Annotated in this window: 27 protein-coding genes; 26 read left to right on the forward strand and 1 reads right to left on the reverse strand. The window is 50.6% G+C overall.

Features of this window, described 5'->3' with window-relative positions; all coding sequences use genetic code 11:
• Positions 1–22 precede the first annotated feature (22 nt).
• From MWG26_RS09035 to MWG26_RS09140, 22 genes are all read left to right on the forward strand, one after another.
• Positions 23–379 carry a hypothetical protein gene (locus MWG26_RS09035; RefSeq protein WP_153973464.1) on the forward strand — a complete coding sequence of 119 codons (357 nt, stop codon included), beginning with the start codon at positions 23–25 and terminating at the stop codon, positions 377–379.
• Positions 376–1,104, forward strand: a complete 729-nt coding sequence (locus tag MWG26_RS09040) for a F0F1 ATP synthase subunit A (RefSeq protein ID WP_025657886.1) — start codon at positions 376–378, stop codon at positions 1,102–1,104. The genes MWG26_RS09035 and MWG26_RS09040 overlap by 4 nt, the downstream gene beginning before the upstream one ends.
• A 35-nt stretch (positions 1,105–1,139) precedes the next feature.
• A complete protein-coding gene (locus tag MWG26_RS09045) occupies positions 1,140–1,292 on the forward strand; it encodes a hypothetical protein (RefSeq protein ID WP_244062715.1) in 153 nt (50 codons plus the stop codon).
• 2 nt (positions 1,293–1,294) lie between these two features.
• Positions 1,295–1,516 carry an ATP synthase F0 subunit C gene (gene atpE / locus MWG26_RS09050; protein ID WP_025657872.1) on the forward strand — a complete coding sequence of 74 codons (222 nt, stop codon included), beginning with the start codon at positions 1,295–1,297 and terminating at the stop codon, positions 1,514–1,516.
• A 22-nt stretch (positions 1,517–1,538) separates the two neighbouring features.
• On the forward strand, positions 1,539–2,057 hold the full coding sequence (gene atpF, locus MWG26_RS09055; protein ID WP_025657871.1) for a F0F1 ATP synthase subunit B: 519 nt from the start codon (positions 1,539–1,541) through the stop codon (positions 2,055–2,057).
• A complete protein-coding gene (gene atpH / locus MWG26_RS09060; RefSeq protein ID WP_117440579.1) occupies positions 2,045–2,584 on the forward strand; it encodes an ATP synthase F1 subunit delta in 540 nt (179 codons plus the stop codon). The genes atpF and atpH overlap by 13 nt, the downstream gene beginning before the upstream one ends.
• Positions 2,581–4,095 carry a F0F1 ATP synthase subunit alpha gene (gene atpA / locus MWG26_RS09065; RefSeq protein WP_025657869.1) on the forward strand — a complete coding sequence of 505 codons (1,515 nt, stop codon included), beginning with the start codon at positions 2,581–2,583 and terminating at the stop codon, positions 4,093–4,095. Before atpH ends, atpA begins: the two co-directional genes overlap by 4 nt.
• A complete protein-coding gene (gene atpG, locus MWG26_RS09070; RefSeq protein ID WP_025657868.1) occupies positions 4,088–4,963 on the forward strand; it encodes an ATP synthase F1 subunit gamma in 876 nt (291 codons plus the stop codon). Before atpA ends, atpG begins: the two co-directional genes overlap by 8 nt.
• Entirely contained in the window at positions 4,956–6,350 is a 1,395-nt protein-coding gene (atpD, locus tag MWG26_RS09075; protein WP_275891930.1) for a F0F1 ATP synthase subunit beta, read from the forward strand. Before atpG ends, atpD begins: the two co-directional genes overlap by 8 nt.
• A 45-nt stretch (positions 6,351–6,395) precedes the next feature.
• Positions 6,396–6,671, forward strand: a complete 276-nt coding sequence (locus MWG26_RS09080) for a F0F1 ATP synthase subunit delta (RefSeq protein WP_240285743.1) — start codon at positions 6,396–6,398, stop codon at positions 6,669–6,671.
• Positions 6,672–6,909: 238 nt separating this feature from the next.
• Complete coding sequence (locus tag MWG26_RS09085; protein ID WP_025657866.1) at positions 6,910–7,401, forward strand: Na+/H+ antiporter subunit E; 492 nt, start codon at positions 6,910–6,912, stop codon at positions 7,399–7,401.
• Complete coding sequence (locus MWG26_RS09090) at positions 7,391–7,738, forward strand: MrpF/PhaF family protein (RefSeq protein WP_049915940.1); 348 nt, start codon at positions 7,391–7,393, stop codon at positions 7,736–7,738. The genes MWG26_RS09085 and MWG26_RS09090 overlap by 11 nt, the downstream gene beginning before the upstream one ends.
• Positions 7,725–8,114 (forward strand): cation:proton antiporter, encoded by a 390-nt coding sequence (locus MWG26_RS09095; protein ID WP_025657864.1) that lies wholly within the window; start codon positions 7,725–7,727, stop codon positions 8,112–8,114. Before MWG26_RS09090 ends, MWG26_RS09095 begins: the two co-directional genes overlap by 14 nt.
• Positions 8,111–8,380, forward strand: a complete 270-nt coding sequence (locus MWG26_RS09100; protein ID WP_025657863.1) for a hydrogenase subunit MbhD domain-containing protein — start codon at positions 8,111–8,113, stop codon at positions 8,378–8,380. The genes MWG26_RS09095 and MWG26_RS09100 overlap by 4 nt, the downstream gene beginning before the upstream one ends.
• On the forward strand, positions 8,377–9,333 hold the full coding sequence (mbhE, locus tag MWG26_RS09105; protein ID WP_025657862.1) for a hydrogen gas-evolving membrane-bound hydrogenase subunit E: 957 nt from the start codon (positions 8,377–8,379) through the stop codon (positions 9,331–9,333). The genes MWG26_RS09100 and mbhE overlap by 4 nt, the downstream gene beginning before the upstream one ends.
• A 1-nt stretch (position 9,334) precedes the next feature.
• A complete protein-coding gene (locus MWG26_RS09110; RefSeq protein ID WP_025657861.1) occupies positions 9,335–9,709 on the forward strand; it encodes a sodium:proton antiporter in 375 nt (124 codons plus the stop codon).
• Positions 9,710–9,834: 125 nt separating this feature from the next.
• Complete coding sequence (locus MWG26_RS09115; protein WP_081733221.1) at positions 9,835–11,211, forward strand: complex I subunit 5 family protein; 1,377 nt, start codon at positions 9,835–9,837, stop codon at positions 11,209–11,211.
• Between the two features lie 31 nt (positions 11,212–11,242).
• The gene (locus MWG26_RS09120; protein WP_025657859.1) at positions 11,243–12,736 is read left to right on the forward strand and encodes a complex I subunit 5 family protein; all 1,494 of its coding nucleotides are present in this window, start codon (positions 11,243–11,245) and stop codon (positions 12,734–12,736) included.
• Between the two features lie 12 nt (positions 12,737–12,748).
• Positions 12,749–14,221: a complex I subunit 5 family protein gene (locus tag MWG26_RS09125; protein WP_055152690.1), complete on the forward strand. Its 1,473-nt coding sequence runs from the start codon at positions 12,749–12,751 to the stop codon at positions 14,219–14,221.
• A 129-nt stretch (positions 14,222–14,350) separates the two neighbouring features.
• Positions 14,351–16,381, forward strand: coding sequence for a complex I subunit 5 family protein (locus tag MWG26_RS09130; RefSeq protein WP_240285558.1), 2,031 nt, complete (start codon positions 14,351–14,353; stop codon positions 16,379–16,381).
• A gap of 85 nt (positions 16,382–16,466) precedes the next feature.
• On the forward strand, positions 16,467–17,300 hold the full coding sequence (locus MWG26_RS09135; RefSeq protein ID WP_025657857.1) for an arylamine N-acetyltransferase family protein: 834 nt from the start codon (positions 16,467–16,469) through the stop codon (positions 17,298–17,300).
• 159 nt (positions 17,301–17,459) lie between these two features.
• Positions 17,460–19,070: an MBL fold metallo-hydrolase RNA specificity domain-containing protein gene (locus MWG26_RS09140; protein WP_025657856.1), complete on the forward strand. Its 1,611-nt coding sequence runs from the start codon at positions 17,460–17,462 to the stop codon at positions 19,068–19,070.
• Positions 19,071–19,188: 118 nt separating this feature from the next.
• Here the strand turns inward: MWG26_RS09140 and MWG26_RS09145 are convergent, their stop codons facing one another.
• The gene (locus MWG26_RS09145) at positions 19,189–19,950 is read right to left on the reverse strand and encodes a uroporphyrinogen decarboxylase family protein (protein ID WP_025657855.1); all 762 of its coding nucleotides are present in this window, start codon (positions 19,948–19,950) and stop codon (positions 19,189–19,191) included.
• 155 nt (positions 19,951–20,105) lie between these two features.
• Between MWG26_RS09145 and MWG26_RS09150 the strand changes: the two genes are divergently transcribed.
• The 4 genes from MWG26_RS09150 to MWG26_RS09165 all read left to right on the forward strand — a co-directional run bounded on the left by MWG26_RS09150 (position 20,106) and on the right by MWG26_RS09165 (position 25,273).
• Positions 20,106–21,212 (forward strand): sensor histidine kinase, encoded by a 1,107-nt coding sequence (locus MWG26_RS09150; protein WP_025657854.1) that lies wholly within the window; start codon positions 20,106–20,108, stop codon positions 21,210–21,212.
• Between the two features lie 4 nt (positions 21,213–21,216).
• On the forward strand, positions 21,217–22,263 hold the full coding sequence (locus MWG26_RS09155) for a uroporphyrinogen decarboxylase family protein (protein ID WP_025657853.1): 1,047 nt from the start codon (positions 21,217–21,219) through the stop codon (positions 22,261–22,263).
• A 1-nt stretch (position 22,264) separates the two neighbouring features.
• Complete coding sequence (locus MWG26_RS09160) at positions 22,265–24,139, forward strand: glycoside hydrolase family 3 C-terminal domain-containing protein (protein WP_025657852.1); 1,875 nt, start codon at positions 22,265–22,267, stop codon at positions 24,137–24,139.
• A 75-nt stretch (positions 24,140–24,214) separates the two neighbouring features.
• Positions 24,215–25,273, forward strand: a complete 1,059-nt coding sequence (locus MWG26_RS09165) for a uroporphyrinogen decarboxylase family protein (protein WP_117441147.1) — start codon at positions 24,215–24,217, stop codon at positions 25,271–25,273.
• Positions 25,274–25,619: the final 346 nt, after the last annotated feature.

The following is a 25,619-nucleotide window of genomic DNA, read 5'->3' on the forward strand; positions in this document are numbered from 1 at the left end:
TGTCAGCTAAAGGACGATGGGAATGAGGGACAATAGGAGCGGGAAGTTAGCAGCTATCTATATTCTTTATATTATAGTGTCCGGGATAACCGGTATCTTATGTAGGACAGGATACAAGGCCATGATTGGGCTGCTTCTGGGATCCGCAGCCGCCTTCGCTAATTACTTCTTATTAAAATTGGCGGTAGGCCGGCTGCTGGGTGTCAGGAATATTTTTGTTGTCCAGATATTTCTTTTCCGTTACCTGCTTTATATCGCAGCCGCGTACGTGTCCATGAGGGCCGGGAGGGCGGCAGTGCTGATGTATGCAGCAGGAATCTTAGGCTTATCGCTGGCTATTTTCATCGTATATGGAATAGGAGGAGTAAAAAAACAATGATAAACGTGGAAGAACTCGGCGCCCGGATTATATTGGGCTTCGGAGAGGGAAAGCTGTTTATCACAGAGAGTACATTGTTTGGACTCGTGATTGCCGTGATACTGGCGGTGCTGGGGATCTGGCTCGGAAGCGGGCTGAAGACGGTGCCGAAAGGAAAACAGGTGGTGGCGGAATTTATCGTGGGCTGGGTGTATAAGTTTACGGAGAACAACATGGGGAAGGAGAACAAGTCCTATGCGCCCTATGTAGGGAGCATTCTTGGGTTCGTATTCTGTGCGAGCTGCCTGGGGCTGTTTGGGATCCGTCCGATTACGGCGGACTTAAACGTGGCGTTTGCCCTGTCAGGGCTGACGTTCCTGATGATCCTGGCCAACTCACTGAGAGTGCACGGGGTAAAGGGGAAACTCAAAGAGATGTGCGACCCGTACCCGTTCATGTTCCCGCTGAAGATCCTGGAGGAGTGTACATTACCGATCTCCCTGGGGCTCCGGCTTTTCGGGAATATCCTGGGAGGGTTCATCGTAATCGAACTGTGGCTGCATCTGATGACGCACCTAAGCAACATGATTACGACGGTCCCGTTTCTGCGTGCGGTTACGGTACTGCCGTTGAATGCGATCTTTGACATAGCGGAACCGTTAATCCAAACGTACATATTTACCACGCTGACCGTGATAAACCTTGGTGCAGCAGTCAAAATAATGTCTGTGGGACACAGCGAGTAACAGGAAAAAGAAAGACAGTAAATCAGTACAGGACGGTGTATTTACAGGATTGTCTGTACGAAAATATCAAATATGCGAAAGCAGGCCCCACTGCGAAAGGCGGCTTATATGGGCTTGCAGCGTATCTGCTGATGGTTTTGAAAAGATTCAAAGAAAAAATAATAGGAATTGATTACAGGAGGAAATAGATATGGGAATGGTTGCACTGGGAATCGGGATGTGTATGGGATTAGCAGCACTGGGCATCGGCCTGGGGCAGGGGCTGGCACTGAGTAAGGGGCTGGAAGGCATGTCAAGGCAGCCGGAAGTAGCAGGCAAGATCCAGACAGGTATGATTGTAGGTATGGCAATTATGGAGACCATCGGTGTCCTGACCTTCGTTATCGCCATTATGCTGTCGGGAAAGGTATAAGAGAGAAGGGAGGCAGCCGGATTTGAAAGTACAATTATATCAGGATCTGCTTACAATCAACTGGAACCTGCTTTTTTCGCTGATCACCGTGGTTGTGTTAGTGTTAATCTTGAAAAAATTCTTTTTTGAGAAAGTACACCAGTTTATGGAGGCAAGGCAGCAGCAGGTGGTGAACACGCTGCAGGAAGCCCAGACGACGCGCGAAGAGGCACAGCAGAAGCTGGAAGAGTATGAGGCGCAGATGGCGTTTGCAGAGTCCGAGAAACGGGAGATCATAAAGAAGGCAATGCAGGAGGCCCAGGCCCAGGCAGGGGCGGTGCTTGAGACCGCAAGCAAAGAAGCGGGGCAGGTGCGGGAGCAGACGCGCCGTGAAATCGAGCGGGACAAGATGATTGCGAAGAAAGAGCTACAAAGAGAGATTGGAGACATGGCTGTCCTTGCAGCAGGGAAAATCATAGGAGAAGAACTGAACCCGAAAAGACAGGCAGAAGTAGTAGAAAAGATTATAGAAGAAGCTGAGGATTCATCATGGAAAGAATAACAGAACAGACTGAGGTAAAGAAACTGTGCGGGCAAATAGATACAGTGACTGAAGAACTGGCTGTGCTGAAAAGACTCCTTATGGAGGAAGAGAACTTTTTCCAGATGCTGACGCTGGGTGAAATCGGGAAGGAAACAAGGCTTGGGTGGATGCGGGACATATTTGGGAGCCATATCAGCGATGAGACGCTGGCGTTCTTCTGCATCCTGTTAGACCGCCAGGGCCTGTACCATTTCAGCCAGGTGCTGGCCGAAGGGCTGGAGCTTCTGGGAGAAGAAAGACAGGGGATCCGTGGGACGGTATATTCGGTGGTGCCGCTGGAGAAGGAAATGGTGAAGCGCCTGGAAGAGCAGACGGCGGAACTGATCGGCAAGCCGGTGACCCTGGTAAACATGATCGATGAAGGCCTCATCGGCGGGGTATTGATCTCCGCAGACGGGAAACTCATTGATGCTTCCCTGAAGAAGAGAATGGAAGATTTAAGCTTGAGGCTTCGAAGCAGGCCGGAAGGGGGGAGTTCTCTATGATGTGGAATACAGAGGAGATCAGCAGCCAGATCAAAAAGCAGATAGAAACCTATACAAGCCAGATGGAGATCACGGATTTTGGCACCGTGCAGGAAGTGGGGGACGGGGTAGCCCGTGTGACAGGCCTGCGCCACTGTGTGGCGGGGGAACTGCTGGAGTTTTCCGGCGGGATCTACGGGATGGCCATGAACCTGGAGGAAAAGAATGTAGGGGCGGTTATCATCGGAGCAGACCGGGGCATCAAGGAGGGGGACATTGTCCGCCCGACAGGCCGGGTAGCGGAAGTGCCTGTGGGGGAAGAGCTCCTTGGCCGTGTCGTGAACCCGCTGGGTGAGCCCATTGACGGGAAGGGCCCGGTAGAGACGGATAAGACGCGGCCCATCGAGAGCCCGGCGCCGGGGGTGCTGCAGAGGAAGTCAGTGCACCAGCCGCTGCAGACGGGCATCAAGGCGATTGACGCCATGATCCCCATCGGAAAGGGGCAGCGGGAACTGATCATCGGGGACCGCCAGACGGGAAAGACGGCCATCGCCATTGATACCATCATTAATCAGAAGGGCAAGGACGTGATCTGCATCTATGTGGCCATCGGCCAGAGAAAGTCGACCATCGCGCAGCTGGTGAAGACGCTGGAAGACCGGGATGCGATGCGCTATACCATCATCGTGTCGGCGACGGCCAGCGACGTGGCGCCGCTGCAGTACATAGCGCCCTATGCAGGGTGTGCGATGGGGGAGGAATTCATGTATGAAGGGAAAGATGTCCTGATCGTATATGACGACCTGTCCAAACACGCGGTGGCATACCGTGCCATGTCCCTGCTGCTGAGGCGTCCGCCAGGACGAGAGGCGTACCCGGGGGATGTCTTTTACCTGCACAGCCGTCTGCTGGAGCGCTCCGCGAAGCTCTCCGATGAGCTGGGCGGGGGTTCCATTACGGCGCTGCCGATCATCGAGACCCAGGCAGGGGACGTGTCGGCGTATATCCCGACCAACGTCATCTCCATCACGGACGGCCAGATCTTCCTGGAGTCGGAACTGTTCTTCTCGGGCCAGAGACCCGCGGTAAACGCCGGGATCTCGGTGTCACGGGTAGGGGGCAGCGCCCAGATCAAGGCCATGAAGAAGGTGGCGGGAACGATCAAGCTGATGCTGGCGCAGTACCGGGAGCTGAAAGGGTTCTCGCAGTTTGGGTCAGACATTGACAAGGATACCAAAGAGCGGCTGGAGAACGGCATGCTCCTGATGGAGATCCTGAAGCAGGGGCAGTACCAGCCGGTTGCGGTGGAACACCAGGTCATGATCATTTATGCGGCAGTAAAAGGGCATCTGGCGGGCATTGCGCCAAGCCAGGTGAAGCGGTTTGAAAAGGAACTGTACCAGTACATGGATACGAATTACCCCCATGTGGGGAAAGCCATTGCGGATACAGGGAAACTGGAAGCGGAGACAGAGGAACAGCTTTTGAAGGGCATAGAAGAATGCAGGAAGGCGGGTAGATTCGATGGCTGACCAGATGCAGGCGATTAAGCGCAGGATGAAAAGCGTCAGCAGCACGGAGAGGATCACCAATGCCATGAAACTGGTTTCCGCAGCGAAACTGAAGCAGGCAACGAACCGGTTCGACTATATCCGGAAACACCTGGAGGAGGAAAAGCGGCTTTACGGGCAGGTCCTGCGTACCGAGGAGGGGGTGCCGGAAGTGTACCTGGAACCAAGGGACGGGGAAACGCTGTACATCCTGCTCACCAGCAGCAAAGGGCTGTGCGGGAGCTACAATACCTCCATCACGAAGGCGGCGGGGCAGATCGCAGAGGAAGAAAAAGGCAGCTGCTGTTTCGCGGCCCTTGGGACAAAGGGAAAAGAGTTCTGCATCCGGGAAGGCCTGGAGATGCTGGAGACGGAGCGGGAGCAGATGGATGAGATGGGGTACGAGGAAGCGTACCGGCTCTCAGGGGAAGTGCTGGAGCTGTACCGGGAAGGCCGTTTTACAAGCATCCGGGTGCTGTATGCTTCCTACCTGAACTCGATTTCCCATGAGGTGAAGGCGGCCCCGGTGTTCCCGCTGGAGGCAGGGGGGCAGGCAGGGGACTGTGACCTGACCCTGATGGAATACGAACCGGCCGGGCGGGAGCTGTTTGACAGCCTGGCGCAGGAGTACCTGGCTTTGTACCTGTACAGTGCAATCGCGGAGGCGACCTTGTGCGAGCATTCGGCGCGCAGGATTGCGATGAAGAATGCCAGCGACAGTGCCAACGAGATGCTGACAGAATTATCTATTTACTATAACAGAGCGAGACAGGCGGCGATTACCAGTGAGATCATTGAGATCATCGCCGGCTCGGAGGCTCAGAAATTAAGAGGTGAGGCAATTGAATAAAGGAATCATTCAACAGATTATCGGACCGGTTATTGATATTAAGTTTGATGAGGAACAGATGCCGAATCTTCTTAATGCAATACATATCGAGCAAAACGGAAAGACCATTGTAGCAGAGGTGGAACAGCACATTGGTGCGGATCAGGCCCGGTGTATTGCCCTTTCATCCACGGATGGGATGTACCGGGGGATGGAAGCGACCGACACGGGGGAGCCGATCAAGGTCCCGGTCGGGAAAGAAGTATTAGGGCGCCTGTTCAATGTGCTGGGCGAGACGATTGACGAGAAGGGCGCCGTAGAGGCGGAGCGTTACGATGCGATCCACCGCCCGGCGCCGGACTATAAGGACCAGGACACGTCTTCTGTGATCTTTGAGACCGGGATCAAGGTCATTGACCTGCTGGCCCCTTACACAAAAGGGGGGAAGGTCGGCCTGTTCGGGGGAGCGGGGGTAGGAAAGACCGTGCTGATCCAGGAGCTGATCAACAACATCGCCAAGGAACACGGCGGGATCTCTGTGTTTGCAGGGGTAGGCGAGCGTACCAGGGAAGGGAACGACCTGTATTATGAGATGCAGGAATCCGGGGTTATCGATAAGACGGCCATGGTATTCGGGCAGATGAATGAGCCGCCGGGAGCCAGGATGCGCGTGGCGCTGACGGGGCTGACCATGGCGGAGCATTTCCGGGACAGGGAGCACCAGGACGTGCTGCTGTTCATTGACAACATTTTCCGTTTCACCCAGGCGGGGTCGGAAGTATCGGCGCTTTTGGGGCGCGTGCCCTCTGCGGTAGGCTACCAGCCCACCCTGGCAACGGAGATGGGGGCGCTGCAGGAGCGGATCACGTCCACGAGGGATGGTTCCATCACCTCGGTGCAGGCCGTGTACGTGCCGGCGGATGACCTGACAGACCCGGCGCCTGCAACGACCTTTGCGCATCTGGATGCGACCACGGTGCTCAGCCGTGCGATCACGGAGCTGGGGATTTACCCGGCGGTAGACCCGCTGGAGTCCACGTCCCGGATCATGGACCCGTTAATCCTGGGGGAGGAGCATTACCAGACCGCCCGGGGTGTGCAGGAGGTGCTGCAGAAATATAAGGACCTGCAGGACATCATCGCGATCCTGGGGATGGAGGAGCTGTCGGAGGAAGATAAGCTGACGGTAGCCCGTGCAAGGAAGCTGCAGCGGTTCCTGTCCCAGCCGTTCTATGTGGCGGAGCAGTTTACGGGGATGGCCGGGAAGTACGTGCCGCTGAAAGAAACCATCCGGGGCTTTAAAGAGATCCTGGAAGGCAGGCACGATGAGATTCCGGAATCCATGTTCCTGTTTGCAGGAGGGATTGACGACGTGACAGAGAAGTACGCCCAGGGGCAGACCGCATAAGGGAGGCCCGGAAGCGGACCGTGTGCAGAAGGAGGCTTAGGGCGGATGGCAGCAAAAAGTTTTTTATTAAAGATTGTAACTCCGCAGCAGTTATTCTATTCCGGGGAAGTGGAGATGGTCGTGGTAGAGCAAGCCTCGGGGCAGGAGGGCTACATGGCAGGGCACAGCCCGGCCCTGAAGCGCCTGGAAAAGGGCGAGGTAAAGATCCGGGAGGCAGAGGGGAAAGAGCCCCGCATCGTGCAGATCCCGGGGGGCCATATCCACGTGGGAAAGACCATGGCAGTCTATACCAGATATGCCGGCTGGAAGGCGGAGGAATAAAAGCAGAGTTCATGCCTGTGAAATAAAAAAGAGGCGCGCAGATATTATACAGTATGTATCCTGCGCGCCATTTTAGAAGCAAAAAGCAGGCATGTCTACAGAAGACTGGTAAAAACGCAAGGCCCCGAAGGGGAATCTGAAAAATTCCGCAGGGAAATGAATGGGATCCTGCGGGGGGACGGGCAGAAGCCCGGAGAAAAATAGGCCAAAATTCTTAGGAAACCGATGAGGTGATGGGATGTTCATTGTTTTGTTTGTACTGTGGATTATATTAAACGGCAGGATTACATTGGAAATTGCAATATTTGGCGCGGTGATCTGCGGCGCCTTATATTTGTTCTTATATAAATTTATGGAGTACTCCCCGAAGCGGGAGCTGGTGATTGTAAGGTGCACCGGGAAGATCTTAAAGTATGTGGTGTTCCTGGTGGTGGAAGTGATCAAGGCGGCCCTGGCGGTGTCGAAGCTGGTCCTGGAGTTTGACCGGGAGCCGGAGCCGGTGCTTGTCCGTTTTAAAACCGGGATCCGGACCCAGACGGGGCAGACGGTGCTGGCCAATTCCATCACCCTGACCCCGGGGACGATCACCGCAGACCTGGAGGAGGGGAACTACATCGTGCACAGCCTGGACCGGGAATACGCGGTGGGGATCCACGAATCGGGCTTTGTGGAAAAGCTTGTGGAGCTGGAGGCTGCGGCAGAGGGAGGAGGAAAAGGTGATGTTTCATGACATCCCCGTATTGGGGGCATTGAGTGAGAAGTTTTTAATCGTGGTGCTGGCAGTGCTCTGCGTGATGTTCCTCCTGTGCCTGCTGCGCCTGGTGCTGGGGCCGTCGGTGGCAGACCGCCTGCTGGCGGTGAACATGCTGGGCGGGATCGTGACTGCGGCCATCGCGCTGCTGGGCCTGCTGCTGGAGGAATCCTACCTGCTGGACATCAGCCTGATTTACGGCCTGATCAGTTTCCTGGGGGTGGTGATCCTGTCGCAGATCTATATCGGGGCCTGCCGTGCACGCAATGAGAAACGAAAAAAGAGGGAGGAGGGAGCGCTGGATGATGGTTCTTGAATGGATCCGCTTTCTGGCAGGCGCCGTATGCATGGCAGCGGGGCTTGTCTTTTATATCATACAGTTTATCGGTGTTTTCCGGTTCAAATATGTGCTGAACCGGATGCACGCAGCGGCCATCGGGGATACCCTGGGCTGCGGGCTGATGCTGCTGGGTGCGGTGGTTTTCAATGGGTTCACCTTCCCGAGTGTTAAGATCCTGTTTCTGATCGTATTCCTCTGGATGACCTCCCCGGTTGCGGCCCATATGGTGGTGAAGCTGGAAGTGCTGTCCCGGGAAAAGATGGAGGACTGCTGTCCGGTTGAGGCAGCGGAAGAGGTGAAGGCGTGCTGCCCGTCAGAACAGGCAGAAGAGATAAAGGAGGGGGAAGCATGACAGTCATTACCTGGATCTTATTGGTGTTTCTGGTGCTGTGCGCAGCAGCGGTCAGCTTCCATAAGAACCTGTTGAATTCCATCCTGATTTTTATGGCCTACAGCCTGATCATGTCGATCCTGTGGATGATCATGGAGTCGCCGGACCTGGCGATTACAGAGGCGGCGGTAGGCGCGGGAGTGACGTCCCTTTTATTTTTTGTAACTTTGAAGAAGATCAAAGGGATCTCAGCTGAGAAGGATGACGAAAAGGAGAAGGAAGAATGAGCAGAAAACGTCCGCAGGAGGAGTACAATGAAAGCCTGTCCGGCCGGTTCAAGCGGTGGCTGGACGGGGAAAAGGACCCCTTTGTGGGGACCCTGGAGATGAAGCCCCCGGCCCCGGTGCAGGAGCCAGAGGAGCCGTATGGTCCCTCCGACTATGAAGCGATCAGAAAAAAGAGCCGGGACTATCCCCGGAATAAAAGGCTGAAAGGGTATGGGCATGTGTACCGCACGGTGAGCGTGGCAGTGTGCCTGCTGCTGATTGGGATCCTGGTGTATGCGGTGTCCTTCCTCCCCTCCGTGGGGGCAGAGTCCAACCCAGCCAATAATGAAGTGCCTGCGCGTTATATTACCCAGGGGCTGGAGGAGACGGGTTCCGTGAACCTGGTGACGGGGATGATCCTGACGTACCGTGCCTTTGATACCTTTGGGGAGACCACGGTGCTGTTTATCGCGACCTGCTGCGTCATGATCCTTTTGATGGTGGAGAATGAGGAGAAGCGCAGGAAACTGAAGCTGGATGACTACGGCCTGGAGCCTCTGGAGGACACGGTGCTGAAGAAGGTGGCGAAGGTGGTATGCCCGGTGATTTTTTTATTTGGGATCTATATCATCTTAAACGGGCATCTGTCACCGGGGGGCGGGTTCTCGGGGGGCGCGGTGATCGGCGCGGGGATGATCCTTTACGCGGCGTCTTTCGGGTTTCCCAGGACCCAGCGGTTCTTCAATGAAAAGATCTATGTGATCGTGAAGGTGACAGCCCTGCTGCTCTACGGCCTGATCGCCCTGCACTTTTTCTACACGGGGGCCAACGGGCTGGAACACCTTTTCCCGCTGGGGGAGCCCGGGGCTATTTTAAGCGGGGGGATCATCCTGCCCATCAATATCTGCGTGGGGACAGAGGTGGCATGTACAATCTATGCATTTTATGCATTGTTCCGGAGAGGGGGGCTGTAAGATGGGAAGCCATTTAACGGCAAATTTCATAGAGGTGGTGGCGGTCATTTTGTTTGGGATCGGGTTTACGGACCTGTTCCTGCATAAGAACCTGATCAAAAAGATCATCGGCCTGAATATCATGGATACGGCGGTGTACCTTTTCCTTGCGGTAAAGGGGTACATCAAGGGGCTCAAAGCGCCCATCATCGTGGACGGGGTGCAAAGCGTGGAGGCCTACATCAACCCGGTGCCCAGCGGGCTTGTGCTGACGGGGATCGTGGTGTCGGTGTCGGTGACGGCGCTGATGCTGGCGCTGACTATCTGCCTGTATCAGAGATACCACACGCTGGACCTGGATAAGATATCGCTCAAGATAAGGGAGAAGGAAGAATGAGTTTTGTACAGAATGTGCCCTGTTTTTCGATTTTAGCCGCCATGTTTGCGGCGATCATCACGTCCGCGCTGAAAGGGAAAGCGGCCCGGCGGCTCAGCCTGTGCATGACGGGGGCGGTGGGGGTGATGTCCGCCTTCCTGCTGGCGTTTTTGATGGGGACGGGGGAGAGCTATGTGTATGTGATGGGCCACTTCCCGGCGCCCTGGGGAAACGAACTGCGTGCGGGCATGCTGGAGGCGGCCATGGCGCTTTTATTCTGCGTGATCATGCTGCTGGCTTTGTGGGGCGGCATGGAAGAGGCGCGCAGGGACCTGGAAGCGGATAAGGCGAATTTTTACTATATCATGGCGGACCTGATGCTGGCGTCCAACCTGGCGCTGGTATACACCAATGACCTTTTTACCGCCTATGTGTTTGTGGAGATCAATACCATTGCAGCCTGCGGGCTGATCCTGGGGAAATTCAATGACCTGACCATTGCGGCGGGGGTGCGCTACATGATCATGAGCCTGATGGGCTCGGGGCTTTTGCTGCTTGGCATCAGTTTTTTCTACGATATGACCGGGCACCTGCTCCTGAGCAACATCAAGGAGAGCATCCTGCTGCTGTGGCAGACCGGGGAGTACCGGGTGCCGCTGATCGTGACCATCGGGCTGGTGAGCGTGGGGCTTGCCATTAAGAGCGCCCTGTGGCCCTTCCATGCGTGGCTGCCCAATGCCTATGGGAATGCCACGGCGTCCTCATCGGCCATGCTTTCCAGTATCGTATCCAAAGGCTATATCTTCCTGCTGGTGAAGATCATCTACCGGGTGACGGGGGCGGAAGTGTTTGCGGGAAGCGGGATCATCAATGTGCTGTTTGTATTCGGGATCATCGGCATGGTGCTGGGGTCCCTGGATGCGGTGCGGCAGAAGAACCTGCGGAGGATGGTTGCCTATTCCTCCGTGGCACAGATCGGTTATATTTTCATGGGCATCGGCCTGGGCTCAGCGGCGGGGGCCGGGGCGGGGCTCTACCATATCTTCGCCCATGCAGCGGCAAAATCCCTGGTGTTTGTGGCGGCCTTCGGCCTGATCAAGGTGTCTGCGGGGAACGCGGATATCCAGGGGCTTCGTGGAGCCGGGTTCCGCAATAAAGCAGCGGGTGTGGGCTTCGTGGCCGGTTCGCTGTCCATGGTGGGCATCCCGGGGTTCGGCGGGTTTGTCAGCAAGCTGATGTTTGCGGAGGCATCCCTGGAACGGCCGGCCTATGCGGTGGTGGTGCTGGCGGCGCTGGCGGTGAGCACGGTGCTCAATGCGATTTATTTTATGAGAGTGGTCCTGATCCTGTATACTCCGCTGACTGCGGAGGAAAAAGCGGCGGGGATGAAAGAGCAGACAGCGTGCAATCCCTGGCAGTTCAAGGCTGCCATTGGGGGCGGCGTGGCCCTGACGCTGTTTTTGGGCATTGGTGCGGCGCCCGTGATGCAGGTGGTCAGACAGGGGCTGGAGATCTTTGGATAAGGGAGCACTCTAAGGCAGATTAGGAGGAAATATGTACACACAGGCGTGGATTCTATGTTCAATCTTTATACCGGCAGCGGCAGGGCTTCTTTTTCTGGTGCTCCCTGCCAAAAAAATGGAGGAGAAAAAGATGTCCTGGGCGGCGGTGGCAGCCCTGGCCCTTACTGCAGTGTCTGTGGCCCTGCTGCTGGTTTCCTACGGCCGGGGGAGCGGGGCAGAGCTTACGCTGCTGACCCTGACAGAGGGCCTGGACATCACCTTCCGGCTGGATCACCTGGGGGCTTTTTTCCTGGGGTTCATTGCCTTGGTCTGGCTGCTGGGGGGCATCTTTTCGGTAGAATACCTGCACCATGAACACCATAGGCGGCGGTTCTGGGGCTTTTACCTGCTGACATTGTGTGCGCTGCAGGGCCTAAGCCTTGCGGGGAACCTGGTGACCATCTATCTGTTTTTTGAAATGATGACCCTGGTGTCCATGCCCCTGGTTTTGCATGCCCAGAGCCACGAGGCGGTCATGGCGGGGCTGAAGTATCTCTTTTACTCCATGTGCGGGGCTTACATGGCGCTGTTCGGGGTCTTTGTGTTTTACCACTTTGGGAGCAGCATGGATTTCCTGCCCGGGGGCGTGATGGACCCGGCGGTGCTGGCCCAGAACGGGACCATCCTGCACCTGGGGCTGTTCTTCATGATCCTGGGATTCGGCGTGAAGGCCGGTATGTTCCCCATGCAGGCGTGGCTGCCCACGGCCCATCCGGTGGCGCCGGCCCCGGCTTCGGCCGTGCTCTCGGCGATCATTGTAAAGGGCGGGATCCTGGCAGTGCTGCGCTCGGTGTATTACATTGCGGGGGCGGAGTTTCTGCGGGGGAGCTGGGTGCAGTATGCCTGGCTGGTGCTGGCGCTCATTACCATCTTCCTGGGCTCCATGCTGGCCTTTAAAGAGCCGGTGTTTAAGAAGCGGCTGGCCTACTCGTCTGTGAGCCAGGCTTCTTATATTATGCTGGGCATGGCCATCTTAAATCCCGTGGCCCTGACCGGGTCCCTGCTGCATGTGTTATTCCATGCATTGATTAAGACGGCTCTTTTCTTAAGCGCAGGGGCGGTCATTTACCAGACCGGATATACCAGGGTGGACCAGCTCCGGGGGATCGGGAAAGAGATGCCGGTGACGCTGTGGTGCTATACCTTTGTGTCCCTGGCCTTAATCGGGATCCCTCCGGCCAGCGGATTCATCAGCAAATGGTATCTGGCGGAAGGGCTTTTGGAGAGCGGGGTCAGGACCTTCTCCTGGCTGGGGCCGGTGGTGCTGCTTGTGAGCGCGCTGCTCACGGCGGGGTACCTGCTTCCGGTTACCATCGACGGGTTTTTGCCCGGCAAAGATTATAACTGCCAGGCAGGGAAGAAACGGGAGCCTTCGCTTAAGATGGTGCTGCCCCTTTTCATCCTGGCCGCAGGGGCGCTGCTCATGGGCGTGTTCCCGGGCAGCCTGATTACATTTCTTGGAAACATAGCGGCAGCGGTCGTATAAGGAGGTGGGGACATGAACGAAACGTTTTTAATCATAGCCGTGGTTTTTCCGATCGTGACAGCGGTCTTTATTCCGCTCATTCCGTTTCGGAAACGCGCGCACATGGAAGTCTATATCGAAGCCGTGGTCCTGCTGACTTCGGCCCTTGTCCTCCTGCTTTTGTTTAACCGGCCGGGGGAACTGGTGCTGCTGCAGTTTTCAGAGAAGGTGTCCTTTGCTTTGAAAATCGACGGGATGAGCATGGTGTTTGCGGGGCTGGTCTCGGTCCTGTGGCCCATTGCCACCTTGTATTCCTTTGAGTATATGTCTACGGAAGAGCGGGAGCAGCCGTTCTTCATGTTTTATACCATGACCTATGGGGTGACCCTGGGCATTGCTTTTTCAGCCAACATCGTGAGCATGTATTTCTTCTACGAGATGCTGACCCTGGTGACCATCCCGCTGGTGCTCCATACCTTTACCCGGGAAGCGGTCCTTGCGACCAGGAAATATATTTATTTCTCCATCGGCGGGGCGGCCCTGGGCTTCATGGGGCTGGTCTTTTTGGTCCGCTGCGGGGGCCCCGGCGGGTTCACCCTGGGGGGGATCCTCCAGGGGCATACGGCAGGCCTTGGGATGGACCTGGTGCTGCTGCTCTATGTGGTGGCGTTTTTAGGCTTCAGCATCAAGGCGGCCATGTTCCCTTTTTATTCCTGGCTTCCGGATGCGGGCGTGGCGCCTACGCCGGTGACCGCGCTGCTGCATGCGGTGGCGGTGGTAAAGGCGGGGGCATTTGCCGTGATCCGGCTGACCTATTACTGTTTTGGCACGGAGCTTCTGCGGGGGACCTGGGCACAGAACGTGGTAATGGCCCTGGCCATGTTCACGGTGGTGTTCGGCTGCAGCATGGGCGTGAAGGAGACGCACATGAAGCGGCGGCTGGCCTTCTCTACGGTGAGCAACCTGTCCTACATCATCTTTGGGGCCACGATCATGACGCCGGCGGGCCTTTTAGGCGCGCTGTGCCATATGGTGTTCCATGCGGTCATGAAGATCAGCGCTTTTTTCTGCGCCGGATCCATCATGCACCAGACCCACAAGCACTATATCTATGAGATGGACGGTTTTGGGCGGAAAATGCCCTGGGTGTACGGGGCCTTTACGGTGTCGGCCATCGGGATGATGGGGGTGCCCGGGGGGTGCGGGTTCATCAGTAAATGGTACCTGGCAAAGGGGGCCTTAGAAAGCGGGAACCACCTGGCCTGGATCGGGGTGGGGTGCCTGCTGGTGTCGGCGCTTTTGACGGCCATCTATATGATGACCATCGTGGTAAGGGGCTTCTTCCCGGAGAAAGGGTTTGATGAGAAGGCCCTGGCGGGGGTGAAGGACCCCAGCTGGCAGATGGTCCTGCCCCTGCTGCTGTTTTCCCTGGCGATCATCGGGTTCGGGCTGTACAGCACGCCGCTTACGGATTTCCTGGCGAAGGTTGTGACGGGCGTGTATTAGAGTGGATAACCGGAAGGCTTTTGTGAAAAGGCCGGTGTGTTTTTGAAGACGGTAACCGGTGAATTTGAGGAAGCAGTAACCGGTGGATTACAGGAGGTTGAGAATGAGGTATTTTAGGAGGTGGCACGCATGAATGGAATCCAACTGGCAGTCCCGGTGTTTTATCCCATGGCCGGGGCGCTGCTGACCTATCTGATCGGGAGGAAATCCAAGGAGGGACGGAATTACTTTGCGGATTTCATCGTCATTACGGAATTCCTGCTGCTGCTCTATGGGGCATTGCGCCTGCAGGGGAGCGAGGGCATCCTGGAGGGGATCTGCGGGATGGGCCTGCATTTCAGTATGGACGGCTTCCGGGGGATCTACGCGGTGGTGGCCGGGTTCATGTGGATGATGACCATTGTATTTTCGCGGGAGTATTTCAGGCATTACCGGAACCGGAACCGGTATTACTTGTTCCAGCTGGTGACCCTGGGGGCTACCGTGGGAGTTTTCCTGTCCGCGGATTTATATACCACGTTTCTGTTTTTTGAGATCATGTCCTTTACGTCCTACGTGTGGGTTGCACAGGATGAGAGGAAGGAATCCTTAAGGGCCGCCCAGACTTACCTGGCAGTGGCGGTGATCGGGGGCATGGTGCTGCTGATGGGGCTGTTTCTGCTCTACACGTCCGTGGGCACGCTGGAGACCGGGGCGCTCTATGAGGCCTGCCAAAGTTATCCGGATAAAAGGCTGCTTTATATAGCCGGGGGCTGCCTGCTGTTCGGGTTCGGGGCGAAGGCGGGCGCCTTCCCGCTCCATATCTGGCTGCCCAAGGCCCATCCGGTAGCGCCGGCGCCGGCTTCCGCCCTGCTGTCCGGTATCCTGACTAAGGCGGGGGTATACGGGATCCTGGTGGTCAGCTGCTACATGTTCTACGGGGACGAAAAGTGGGGCAGCCTGATCCTGGCCCTGGGCGTGGTGACCATGTTTGGGGGCGCGGTGCTGGCAGTCTTTTCCGTGGATTTAAAGCGCACCCTGGCGTGCTCGTCCATGTCCCAGATCGGGTTTATCCTGGTGGGGACGGGGATGCAGTGCCTGCTGGGGGAGGAAAACGGGCTGGCAGTGCACGGGACCTTCCTGCACATGATGAACCACTCCCTGATCAAGCTGGTGTTATTCATGGCGGCGGGCGTAGTGTTTATGAACACGCACCAGCTGAACCTGAATGAGATCCGTGGGTTTGGGCGAAAGAAACCGTTCTTAAACCTGGCCTTTCTGATGGGGGCCTTAGGGATCGGGGGCATCCCGTTCTGGAACGGGTATATCAGCAAGACCCTGCTCCATGAGAGTATCATCGAGTATTCCAAGGCCCCGGTGTTTGTGTTTGTGGAATGGATGTTCCTGATCAGCGGGGGGCTGACGGTGGCGTATATGCTGAAGCTGTATGTGTCGGTGTTCTGGGAGAAGAATGCGGATCCGGCAAGGCAGGCGGAATTTGACGGCATGGGAAAGCACTACATCAATAAGCAGAGCATGGCGGCGATTGGCGTGAGCGCGGCAGTCCTGCCGGTGCTGGGGATGACGCCGGTGAAAACGATGGAAGCGCTGGCAGGTGCGGCCCAGGGCTTTATGCGGATGGAAGGGGAGGCACATATCCCCCACTTCTTCAGCATGGAGTGCTTAAAAGGGGGGCTGATCTCAATCGCCATCGGGGCCCTGGTGTATCTGCTGGTGATCCGGAGGGTGTTCCTGCGCAAGAAGGAAGGGGGCGCCAGCACCTATGTGGATGCGTGGCCGAAATGGCTGGACCTGGAGAACCTGGTGTACCGTCCGCTGATCCAGGGGGTGCTGCCGTTTATCGGGATCTTTGTGTGCCGGATCGGGGATTCGCTGGTAGACGGCCTGGTGGTGGCGCTTAGGAAGACGCTGTATAGGGACCGGAAGATTCCTTACCGTACGGGGTCGCTGCCGAAAGTGGACACGGCCATCGGGAAGCTGCTGGATCAAGGCGCGGCGTACTTAAAGAAGCAGGAGGAGAATGTGTCATACCGTAGGAAGCTGGGGATCCGTGCGCTGGAGAGGAAGGAAAGCCGGGATATGATCCGTTACAGCCTTTCATATGGGCTGCAGCTGGCGGGGATTGGGATGATCCTGATCCTGGTGTATCTGCTGCTGTAGGGCAGGAAAGCTGAGGAGGAAAATAAATGGGGAACGACCATTTATAATAAAAGAGGAATAGAAGAGAAAGGATTGGTGTCAGAATATGGAAGAAGTGAGAGATATAATCAAAAAATTTTCTCCCGAACAAATCAAGCAATATCTGGATCGTATAGGAATGCCTCCGGTGAAGGGACCTACCAGAGAAGTATTAGACGAGCTGATCTATCGCCATCAGTGCACGATTGCATTTGAAAACTTAGACAGCTACGACTTCCATAAGGAAGTATGCCTGGATGGAGATTATTTGTTCCAGAAAATTATTCAGGGTACAAGAGGCGGCTACTGTCTGGAATTAAACGGCTTATTTTACCGTCTGGTCGTCAGCCTTGGATATGATGCAAGACCATGTTTTACAAGAGTTTTATTGGGAAAAAATGACCTGAGATGGCCAATTGACCACAGGGGAACTCTGGTAAAGCTAGACGGTGCAGAATACTTTTGCGACGTCGGCCTTGGCGGGCCAATGCCGTCAGGCGCACTAAACATCGAAACCGAAGAATGGCAGACCTTTGGAGATGAGTCATTCCGTGTCGTTCCCTGCATGAGAGGCTGGTTAGCAATCCATCGCAAAACCCGTATCAAACAAGAAGTCGAACCGGGAAAAGCACCTCAGACCGAAAGAATAGAAGTGGTTATTTCCGACATCGCATGCTTTGACACAGACTTCAACTTCTTAAACTACTATAAATCGACTAAAAAAGAGTCTTTATTCTGTGCCCACAGAGTCTTTAACCTTAGAATCGACGGAGGGTATCGGTCGATAAGAGACGATATATATAAAGAGGTAACAACAAAAGGCCTTGTTACAGAAAAAATCAGTGAGCAATTAGAAGAAATCGAACCATTGATAAAGGAAAAGTTTAATATAGAAATATAACTGATAAAGAAGCCAGCTCCAAAAGGCGCACCGCTGTAACCGTTCTGGCTTATCTGAACTGTTGCGTACCGCTTTCTGCCCCATCTATTTTCCAAAAGTACGGACTACTAGTTTTGGGCAAAAGATGATACAATGAAAAGAAAAGGGTTGGTGAAGCTTATGAAACTGACATTTATTGGAGCAGCCCATGAAGTGACGGGAAGTTGTCATCTGCTGCAGGCGGCAGGTAAAAACATTCTGGTTGACTGCGGCATGGAACAGGGCCCGGATCTGTATGAGAATCCGGGGCTTCCGATTCCGGAGACAGATATCGACTATGTGTTTTTAACCCATGCGCATATTGACCATTCGGGCATGCTGCCTTTACTTACGAAAAATGGGTTTAAAGGCCAGATTATCACAACTTATGCAACGGCGGATCTGTGTAACATTATGCTTCGTGACAGTGCGCATATTCAGGAATTTGAGGCGGAATGGCGCAACAGAAAGGGCAGGCGTGCAGGGCAGCCGGTGTATGAACCCATCTATATACTTCAAGATGCGCTGGATGCGATAGAGCTGATTGTACCCTGTCAATATCAGGAACGTATCCGGATCTGTGATGGCATTGAAGTACGTTTTACAGACGTGGGGCATCTGCTGGGATCTGCGAGCATCGAGGTATGGATTGCGGAGGGAGATACTACAAAGAAGATTGTATTTTCCGGAGATGTAGGCAATACAAATCAGCCTATCATCAAAGATCCAAGTTATACCGAATCGGCGGACTATGTAGTGATTGAATCCACCTACGGGAACCGTGTCCATTCTACAGAGAAGATCGATTACCTGAAGGATTTCACAATGGTTCTGCGGGAAACATTTGAGCGGGGCGGCAACGTGGTTATTCCATCCTTTGCAGTCGGCAGAACGCAGGAGATGCTGTATTTTATCCGAGAGATCAAAGAGCGGAAGCTGCTGAAGGAATATCCCGATTTTGAGGTTTATCTGGACAGTCCGCTTGCCATTGAGGCTACAAAAGTCTTTACCAAAAACATGCGGGAATGCTTTGATGAGGAAGCAATTAAGCTGGTAAATGAAGGAATCAACCCCCTGGTTTTTCCAGGATTAAAAACCTCGACAACCAGTGATGATTCCAGAATGATTAATTTTATTGAAAAGCCAAAAGTAATCATATCGGCCTCTGGTATGTGTGATGCCGGCCGCATCAGGCATCATCTCAAACACAACTTGTGGAGGCCGGAGTGTACCATTTTATTTGTAGGATATCAGGCAAACGGTACTTTGGGAAGAAGGCTGCTGGATGGAGACAAGAATGTCAAGATATTTGGTGAGCCAATCGAAGTGCGTGCCCGGATAGAGAGTCTTCACGGGGTCAGCGGCCATGCTGATATGAACGGCCTTCTGGACTGGCTGGGAGGATTCAAAACACCTCTGGAGAGAGTTTTTGTTGTACATGGATCAGACAAAGTAACAGAAGAATTTGCAGAAACGATACAGGAGAAGCTGGGGCACCCAACCTGGGCGCCATTCCCAAGCTGTGAAGTCGACCTGTTAACCAACGAAATCCTCGACGAGGGCGTCAAAATCCCAGTAAAGGCGAAGAAACCAACCCAGAAGAAAGCAGACGCAGCATTCGAAAGACTGCTTGCGGCAGGCAAAAGACTTCTGGATGTTATATACAGAAATCAAGGCATTGCCAACAAAGATAAGGCTAAATTCGAAAACCAAATCAACAACCTCGCAGACAAGTGGGATAGCTGGGAGTAGGAGGGGAAAACTAAACTGTTGCGCCGCCACATCTGAAACAAGATAAAAAAGAAAGATAGGGCTTGCCTTTACGTAGCAGCCCTTATCTTTCTATGTGATAAATAGCAGTATGAGATATTTACAGGGCATTTTTCATTAGTGATATTTCATATTGCAATTGTTTGGGGGATATATGTATAGCGGCTGGCTGTGAATAGATTTTGTACATAAATCCACCTTTTTTTGAACAGAGCGCTTGTATCATCTTAGCAGTATATTCTTTCATCTGTTCAGGGGTCATGGCAGGACTGGATTGAATATCTATTGGACACCAGAAACAGATTTTATCTTTCCACTGGCTAAGGATATCAAGCCCCATATTCATTTGCTGATCCAATTGAATAACATCAATTCCCATTTCGATAAATGTATCTAGAAGATAAATAATATGCCCGCAAGAATGTAATATGTATTTCATGTTTTTACCGTGTACATAGTTTACAAAATCTTTCATACGCTCATAATAAAAATCCTTCCACAAATCGTACGATATCATAGGGCCATTTTGAAGTCCCCAATCTTCCCATGCGATCACCGCATCAAGTCCGGCATTGGCATATCCGTCAACCATTTTTTTGCCTGCATCATAGATACAGTCAATTAATTGGTTCAAATTGGCTTCCTCATCATAATAATCCATCATACAATTCGCATATCCGCGCAGATTGATGATCTCCATCATCATCATACTTAAACCGCCAATCAAAAATTTATCCGGGTATTTTTTTCTCATTATATGAGATTCACGATATCGGCTATTTGATGTGAAATCTGGTAAATTTGCTTTCCAATGTTCAAAATTATCCCAACGCCCAAGTGGGGGATTGCGAACTTCTCCCATTGTTTCTCCGAATGATTCTAATTTATATCCCCATTGGGAATACCCATGCTTTAGCGGTTTGAAATCAGGATCATCCCCATAAATAGAAATGATATCACCTTCTTCTTCTGGCGGAAGTTCCTGTGCTATTTTTTGGTTATAGGGGGCTAGGAGTAATGGCTGTATATGTAGATAAAGCGTATTTTTATGATATTTTGGATGATTTTGAAATGCAAGGTGTTGGAATGTGCTATTTATTGAATGAGGATGGAAATGAAATAAACGGCATACAAATTCCGAAAGAGAATAGTAAAAGATATAGTTACCCATTAACGAGCAATGATTGGTCACTTTTATGTATACAAAATATAGATAAAATTAATTTAGATCTTGTTTTGATTCGGTGGCTTGCAATAGGCCTATTCCTAGTATTGGTTGTTTTAATGGTGCTTATAAGCATTGCCATGTCCCGTACTATATCAAAACCTATTATTGATTTGGAATATTCAATGAAAGAATTTTCCAGGGGGAATTTTGATATGACCATCTCTGCTAAATATAATGATGAGATTGGTAATTTACGCAGATGCTATAATCAGATGATTTTAGATATGGGCCGATTAGTAGAAAGAAACTTACAGGAAGAAAAATTAAAGCAGGAGGCTCAAATAAAAATGCTGCAAATGCAGATTAACCCTCATTTTTTTTATAATACATTAGATACCATCCACTGGTTAGCACAGATACATGGAGAGAATGAAATTGTTGAGGTTTCACAGGCATTTGGAAAATTGATGAGGTTTTCTTTGGAAAAAAATGAAATAATACCGTTCGAAAAGGAACTAGATGCTATCGATAACTATATGAAGATACAGTTTTATAGATTTGGAAATCAGTTATCTTTAGACGAGAAGATTGAAGAAGATTTGTATTATGAGTACATACCAAAACATATTATACTTCCAATAGTAGAAAATGCTATAGAACACGGTTTCTCTGGAATGGAAGATGAAAAAAAACTTATAATCAGAGGCAAAATTAATGATGACCAGATTATAGTAGATGTATTTGATAACGGATGTGGGATTAATAAGGAACAAATAGAAGATATATTGTACCGTAAGAACATATCGAAAGAAAAACATATGTCAATCGGCCTTGCAAATGTGCAGCAAAGATTAGCGTTATTATATGGAGAAAAGGCGGGTATTAAAATAAATAGTAAAAAAGATATGGGTACTGTTGTGTCTGTATTTTTACCGATGAATAGAAGAGGTGAGTAGCTATATGAAAGGAAAAGACTTTTTAAAAGACATTTGGAATATGGTGGAGGTAAATAGACCGGGATTTGTTTTGGAAGAGCCGGCATTTCGTTATCAGAGCCTGAGCGTGAATAAAAGTATTGAGCAAATATATCAAAACCGTTATCAGAAATACGAAGCTTTAAATGCAGGAAGAACAGATAATGTGGGAGTAATGGACTGCATGTTTGGTACACATATATTGCCGTGTCTTTTTGGCGGAGAAGAACGGGTTTTTGCTGATGGACATACTTATTTGGAAGGCCCGATTATTTTTTCGCCGGAGGATGTGTACAAATTAAAGGTGAATGATATTAAGACGGGGGTAATTGGCCGGCAAATTGAGATATTGAAATATATGGCCGATAAAACCCAGGGAGAGATTCCAATTCGGGTGGGTGATATTCAGAATCCATTGGGTATTTTGGATATGATGTGGGAGACTGCAGATTTTTATTGTTCGTTGCTGGAAGAATCGGATGCTGTTCATAAAGCATTGGAAATTATAACCGAAGTAGAAATTGAGTATATCCATGAAATGTATAAGATTAGTGAAAACATTGTGCCGCTTTCCTGGCCGTTTATTTGGGCACCGAAAGAAAAGGGCGTATATCTTGCTGATGATACAATGGGTATGATTTCTCCGGATATGTATGAGGAATTCGGTGTTACTTATAATAATAAAATATCAGAAGAATTTGGTGGTATTATGTTGCATAGCTGTACTACAAAAGAAGAATATTTTGATAAAATTATGAAAAATAAAAATATTCGCTCTATAAATTTCGCCTCACAATATTCATCGGATATGAATAAAATCTATGAATTTTTTGGAGGGAAGGTTGTAATAATTCCTCATTATTGCCATACTGACAATCCTCAAATTGGTACAGTGACAGAATTTTTAGAAAAAGTTATTTCTTGTTGGAAGCCCGAGTATCCGTCAATAATTTACATTATGGAGAATCCGGAACAACTGATACAACAGGATGTATATGAAGTTTTTTGTAAGTATTTCAATTTAGGAGATTAGTATGAATGATAGAGAACGAGCGGAACTATTGGTATCCAAAATGACATTTGCTGAGAAAATGGCGCAGATGCGGTACGATGCACTGCCTATCGAACGACTTGGAATTCCCGCATATAACTGGTGGAATGAGTGCTTGCATGGTGTGGCAAGATCAGGAAGAGCAACCGTGTTTCCGCAGGCAATTGGCATGGCATCCAGCTTTAATACGGAGTTAATGTATGCGGTGGCAGATGCTATATCAGATGAAGCCAGGGCAAAATATAATGAATATAAGAAGTTTGGAGAAACAGAAATTTATCAGGGCCTGACGATGTGGTCGCCGAATATAAATATTTTCAGGGATCCGCGCTGGGGCAGGGGGCAGGAAACATATGGCGAAGATCCATATTTGACAGGGAGAATGGCAGTTGCATTTATTCAGGGATTGCAGGGAAATGGCAGATATCGAAAAGTAGATGCTACGATTAAGCATTATGCAGTTCACAGCGGTCCGGAAGACCAAAGACATGGTTTTAATGCGGAAGTAACGCAGAAGGATTTGTATGAAACTTATTTGTGGGCTTTCAAATATTGCATAGATAATGCAGACCCTTCTGCGGTGATGGGAGCCTATAATAGTGTAAATGGTGATCTTTGCAGTGCCGGTAAGAAAATGCTCCGGGAAATTCTCCGCCAGGAATTGCATTTCGATGGTTATGTTGTATCAGATTGCGGTGCAATCTGTGACATTAACAAATATCATAAGGCAACTAAAAATGAAGCAGAGAGTGCTGCGATGGCGGTTAATAATGGCTGTGACCTAAATTGCGGAAACGCTTATAAATGGTTGAAGACAGCGGCAACAATGGGATTGGTATCAGAAGAAACTATCACAGATTCTGTGGTTCGTCTTTTTACAGCCAGATATCGACTGGGAATGTTTGATACAGATTGTGAGTATGATAAGATACCTTATGAAGTTGTGGAATGTGAAAAACATAGAGAGTTAAATCGGAAAATGGCTCAGGAAAGCATCGTGTTATTAAAAAACGATGGCATACTGCCGCTGAAAGAGGATGTAAGAATTGCAGTGATTGGTCCGAATGCAGATGATGTATCCGTTTTATTGGGGAATTATAATGGAACACCTTCATATTATACGACAATTTTGAGAGGGATACAGGAGAATGCGAAAGGACAGGTGCTGTATGCCAGAGGCTGTGAGTTATATGATGATGCTGTTCGTGAGTGGGCAGAGAAACCAATGAGAGAAGCGATAATAGCTGCACAGAAATCAGATGTGGTGGTTTTGGTTATGGGCCTGAATCCTTATATGGAAGGAGAAGAAGGCGATGAATATAATGGCTTTTTATCTGGAGACAAAAAAGACCTGGAATTTCCGGCGCCCCAAAAAAAATTATATGAGGCAATTGTAAAGACCGGGAAAAAAATAGTGTTTGTTAATGTATCAGGAAGTTGTTTGAATTTATACAATCAGGACAGGGAATGCTCAGCAGTGCTGCAGTGTTTCTATCCGGGAGCGGAAGGCGGAAGAGCATTTGCAGACATTTTATATGGACATGTCAGTCCCAGTGGAAGACTGCCGGTCACGTTTTATCGGTCTGTAGAAGACCTGCCTTTATTTAAAGACTATTCAATGGATAATAGAACTTACAAATTTTATAAAGGGAAACCAGTTTATGAATTTGGTTATGGCCTCACCTTTTCTGAAATCCAGGAAAAATGGGTGGATGAGAACCATGTTGAAGTCCACAATGTGGGGGAATATGATACTGCATATACAGTATTAAAATATGAATGGATACCGCACAAAAGTTTGTGTGGATTTCAAAAGATTTTTTTACGGAAAGGCGAAACAATAGAGGTTCGTTTTTAGTGTGGATAAAAGATTTATAATAGGGCTGACTAACTGGAAAACATCTGTAGATAGTCAGGAAGGAGGACACAAAAGATGGTATTCAAGGAGTTTACGGCAGAACAATTAAAACATATCATAGAAGGCAAAAATGCCTATGAAAGGATTCCGATGATTTATGATTTCTGGACCCCAGCAGAAAGATTGGGAAAAGATGAGGCAAGGGCGGTAGAATTGATGGAAGTGTATCCTTGTGATGCGCAGTTCATACAAATATGTATGCCGGACGTATCAGATGCACCTGCAGATGATCCGGAGTACAAATGGCTTTACAGAGAACAAAAGAAACAGGAATCAGCGAGCTATGACGCGCAGATATTAATCGAAGACTGGGAAGAGCTGGATGAGATTATTGCTCATTTTCCAGACCCCAAATATCCGGGGATATTTAAGGAGAAAGGAAAGGAAGACTCCAGATATAAAGTCGCCTGCTGGTGGTACTGTTTTTTTGAACGGCTATGGTCATTGCGGGGAATGGAAAATGCGCTGACGGATTTCTATTTTTATCCGGATGAAGTACACAGATTATTTCAGAAGCTGACAAATTTTTATATGCAGGTTATGGAGCGGGCTAAAAATGAACTTAATGCAGATGCTATATTCACGTCGGATGATATAGGTACACAGACAGGGCCTTTTTTTTCCGAGAAAATTTTTGTTGAATTTTTTAAACCCTATTATAAACAGCTGTTTGATAAGGCCCATTCTCTGGACATGCATTTCTGGTTACATTCATGTGGAAATATTGAATTATTTTTACCGCACTTCATTGAAATTGGTTTGGATGTGATTCATCCAATTCAGAAATATACGATGGAAGAAGCAAGAATTGCAAAGTTATATGGTGATAAGATCTGTATCTGGGCCGGATTTGATGTACAGAAGACCATTCCATTTGGAACGGGTGATGAAGTTCGAGAAGAAGTAAGATTTATGATAGACACATATGCCCGTAAAAACGGCAGATTTATGCTGGCCTGTGGAAATCGCATCACATCTGACTGCTCAATAGACTCCTTTGAGGCGTTGCTGGGAGAATCTTATGATTACGGAAACGAAAAAATGAAAAATTTGGTTCATGCGGAAGAGGTTTAAGGCAGTGCCTGAAGCGGAACGCCGGAGTTTCGGATCAAGTTAGCTCAAGGGAACAGTTCAGGCTTGCCTGAACTGTTACGGCTTGAGGATGGTTCACAAACTCATTCGCCAAAAACTATTGACTTTTAGGTGTGATATGCTAAAATTATCGTGACATGCATAGATACAATCGTTCTATCATGCAAATATAGGCCTGACAGTTTTTTCTGTGAAAAGCTCATCGGACAGGGCTGGCCGCTGCCGCGGGTGGCGATAGCGCCACATTTATTGATCGAGTTAAAAGCTCAGTTTTATAAGTTGGTTACTTTATAACCTGCAAATGCATACCACTTGTGAAATGTTCAAT

It is taken from the genome of Faecalicatena contorta, from assembly GCF_022835095.1.
GTDB lineage: Bacteria > Bacillota > Clostridia > Lachnospirales > Lachnospiraceae > Faecalicatena > Faecalicatena contorta.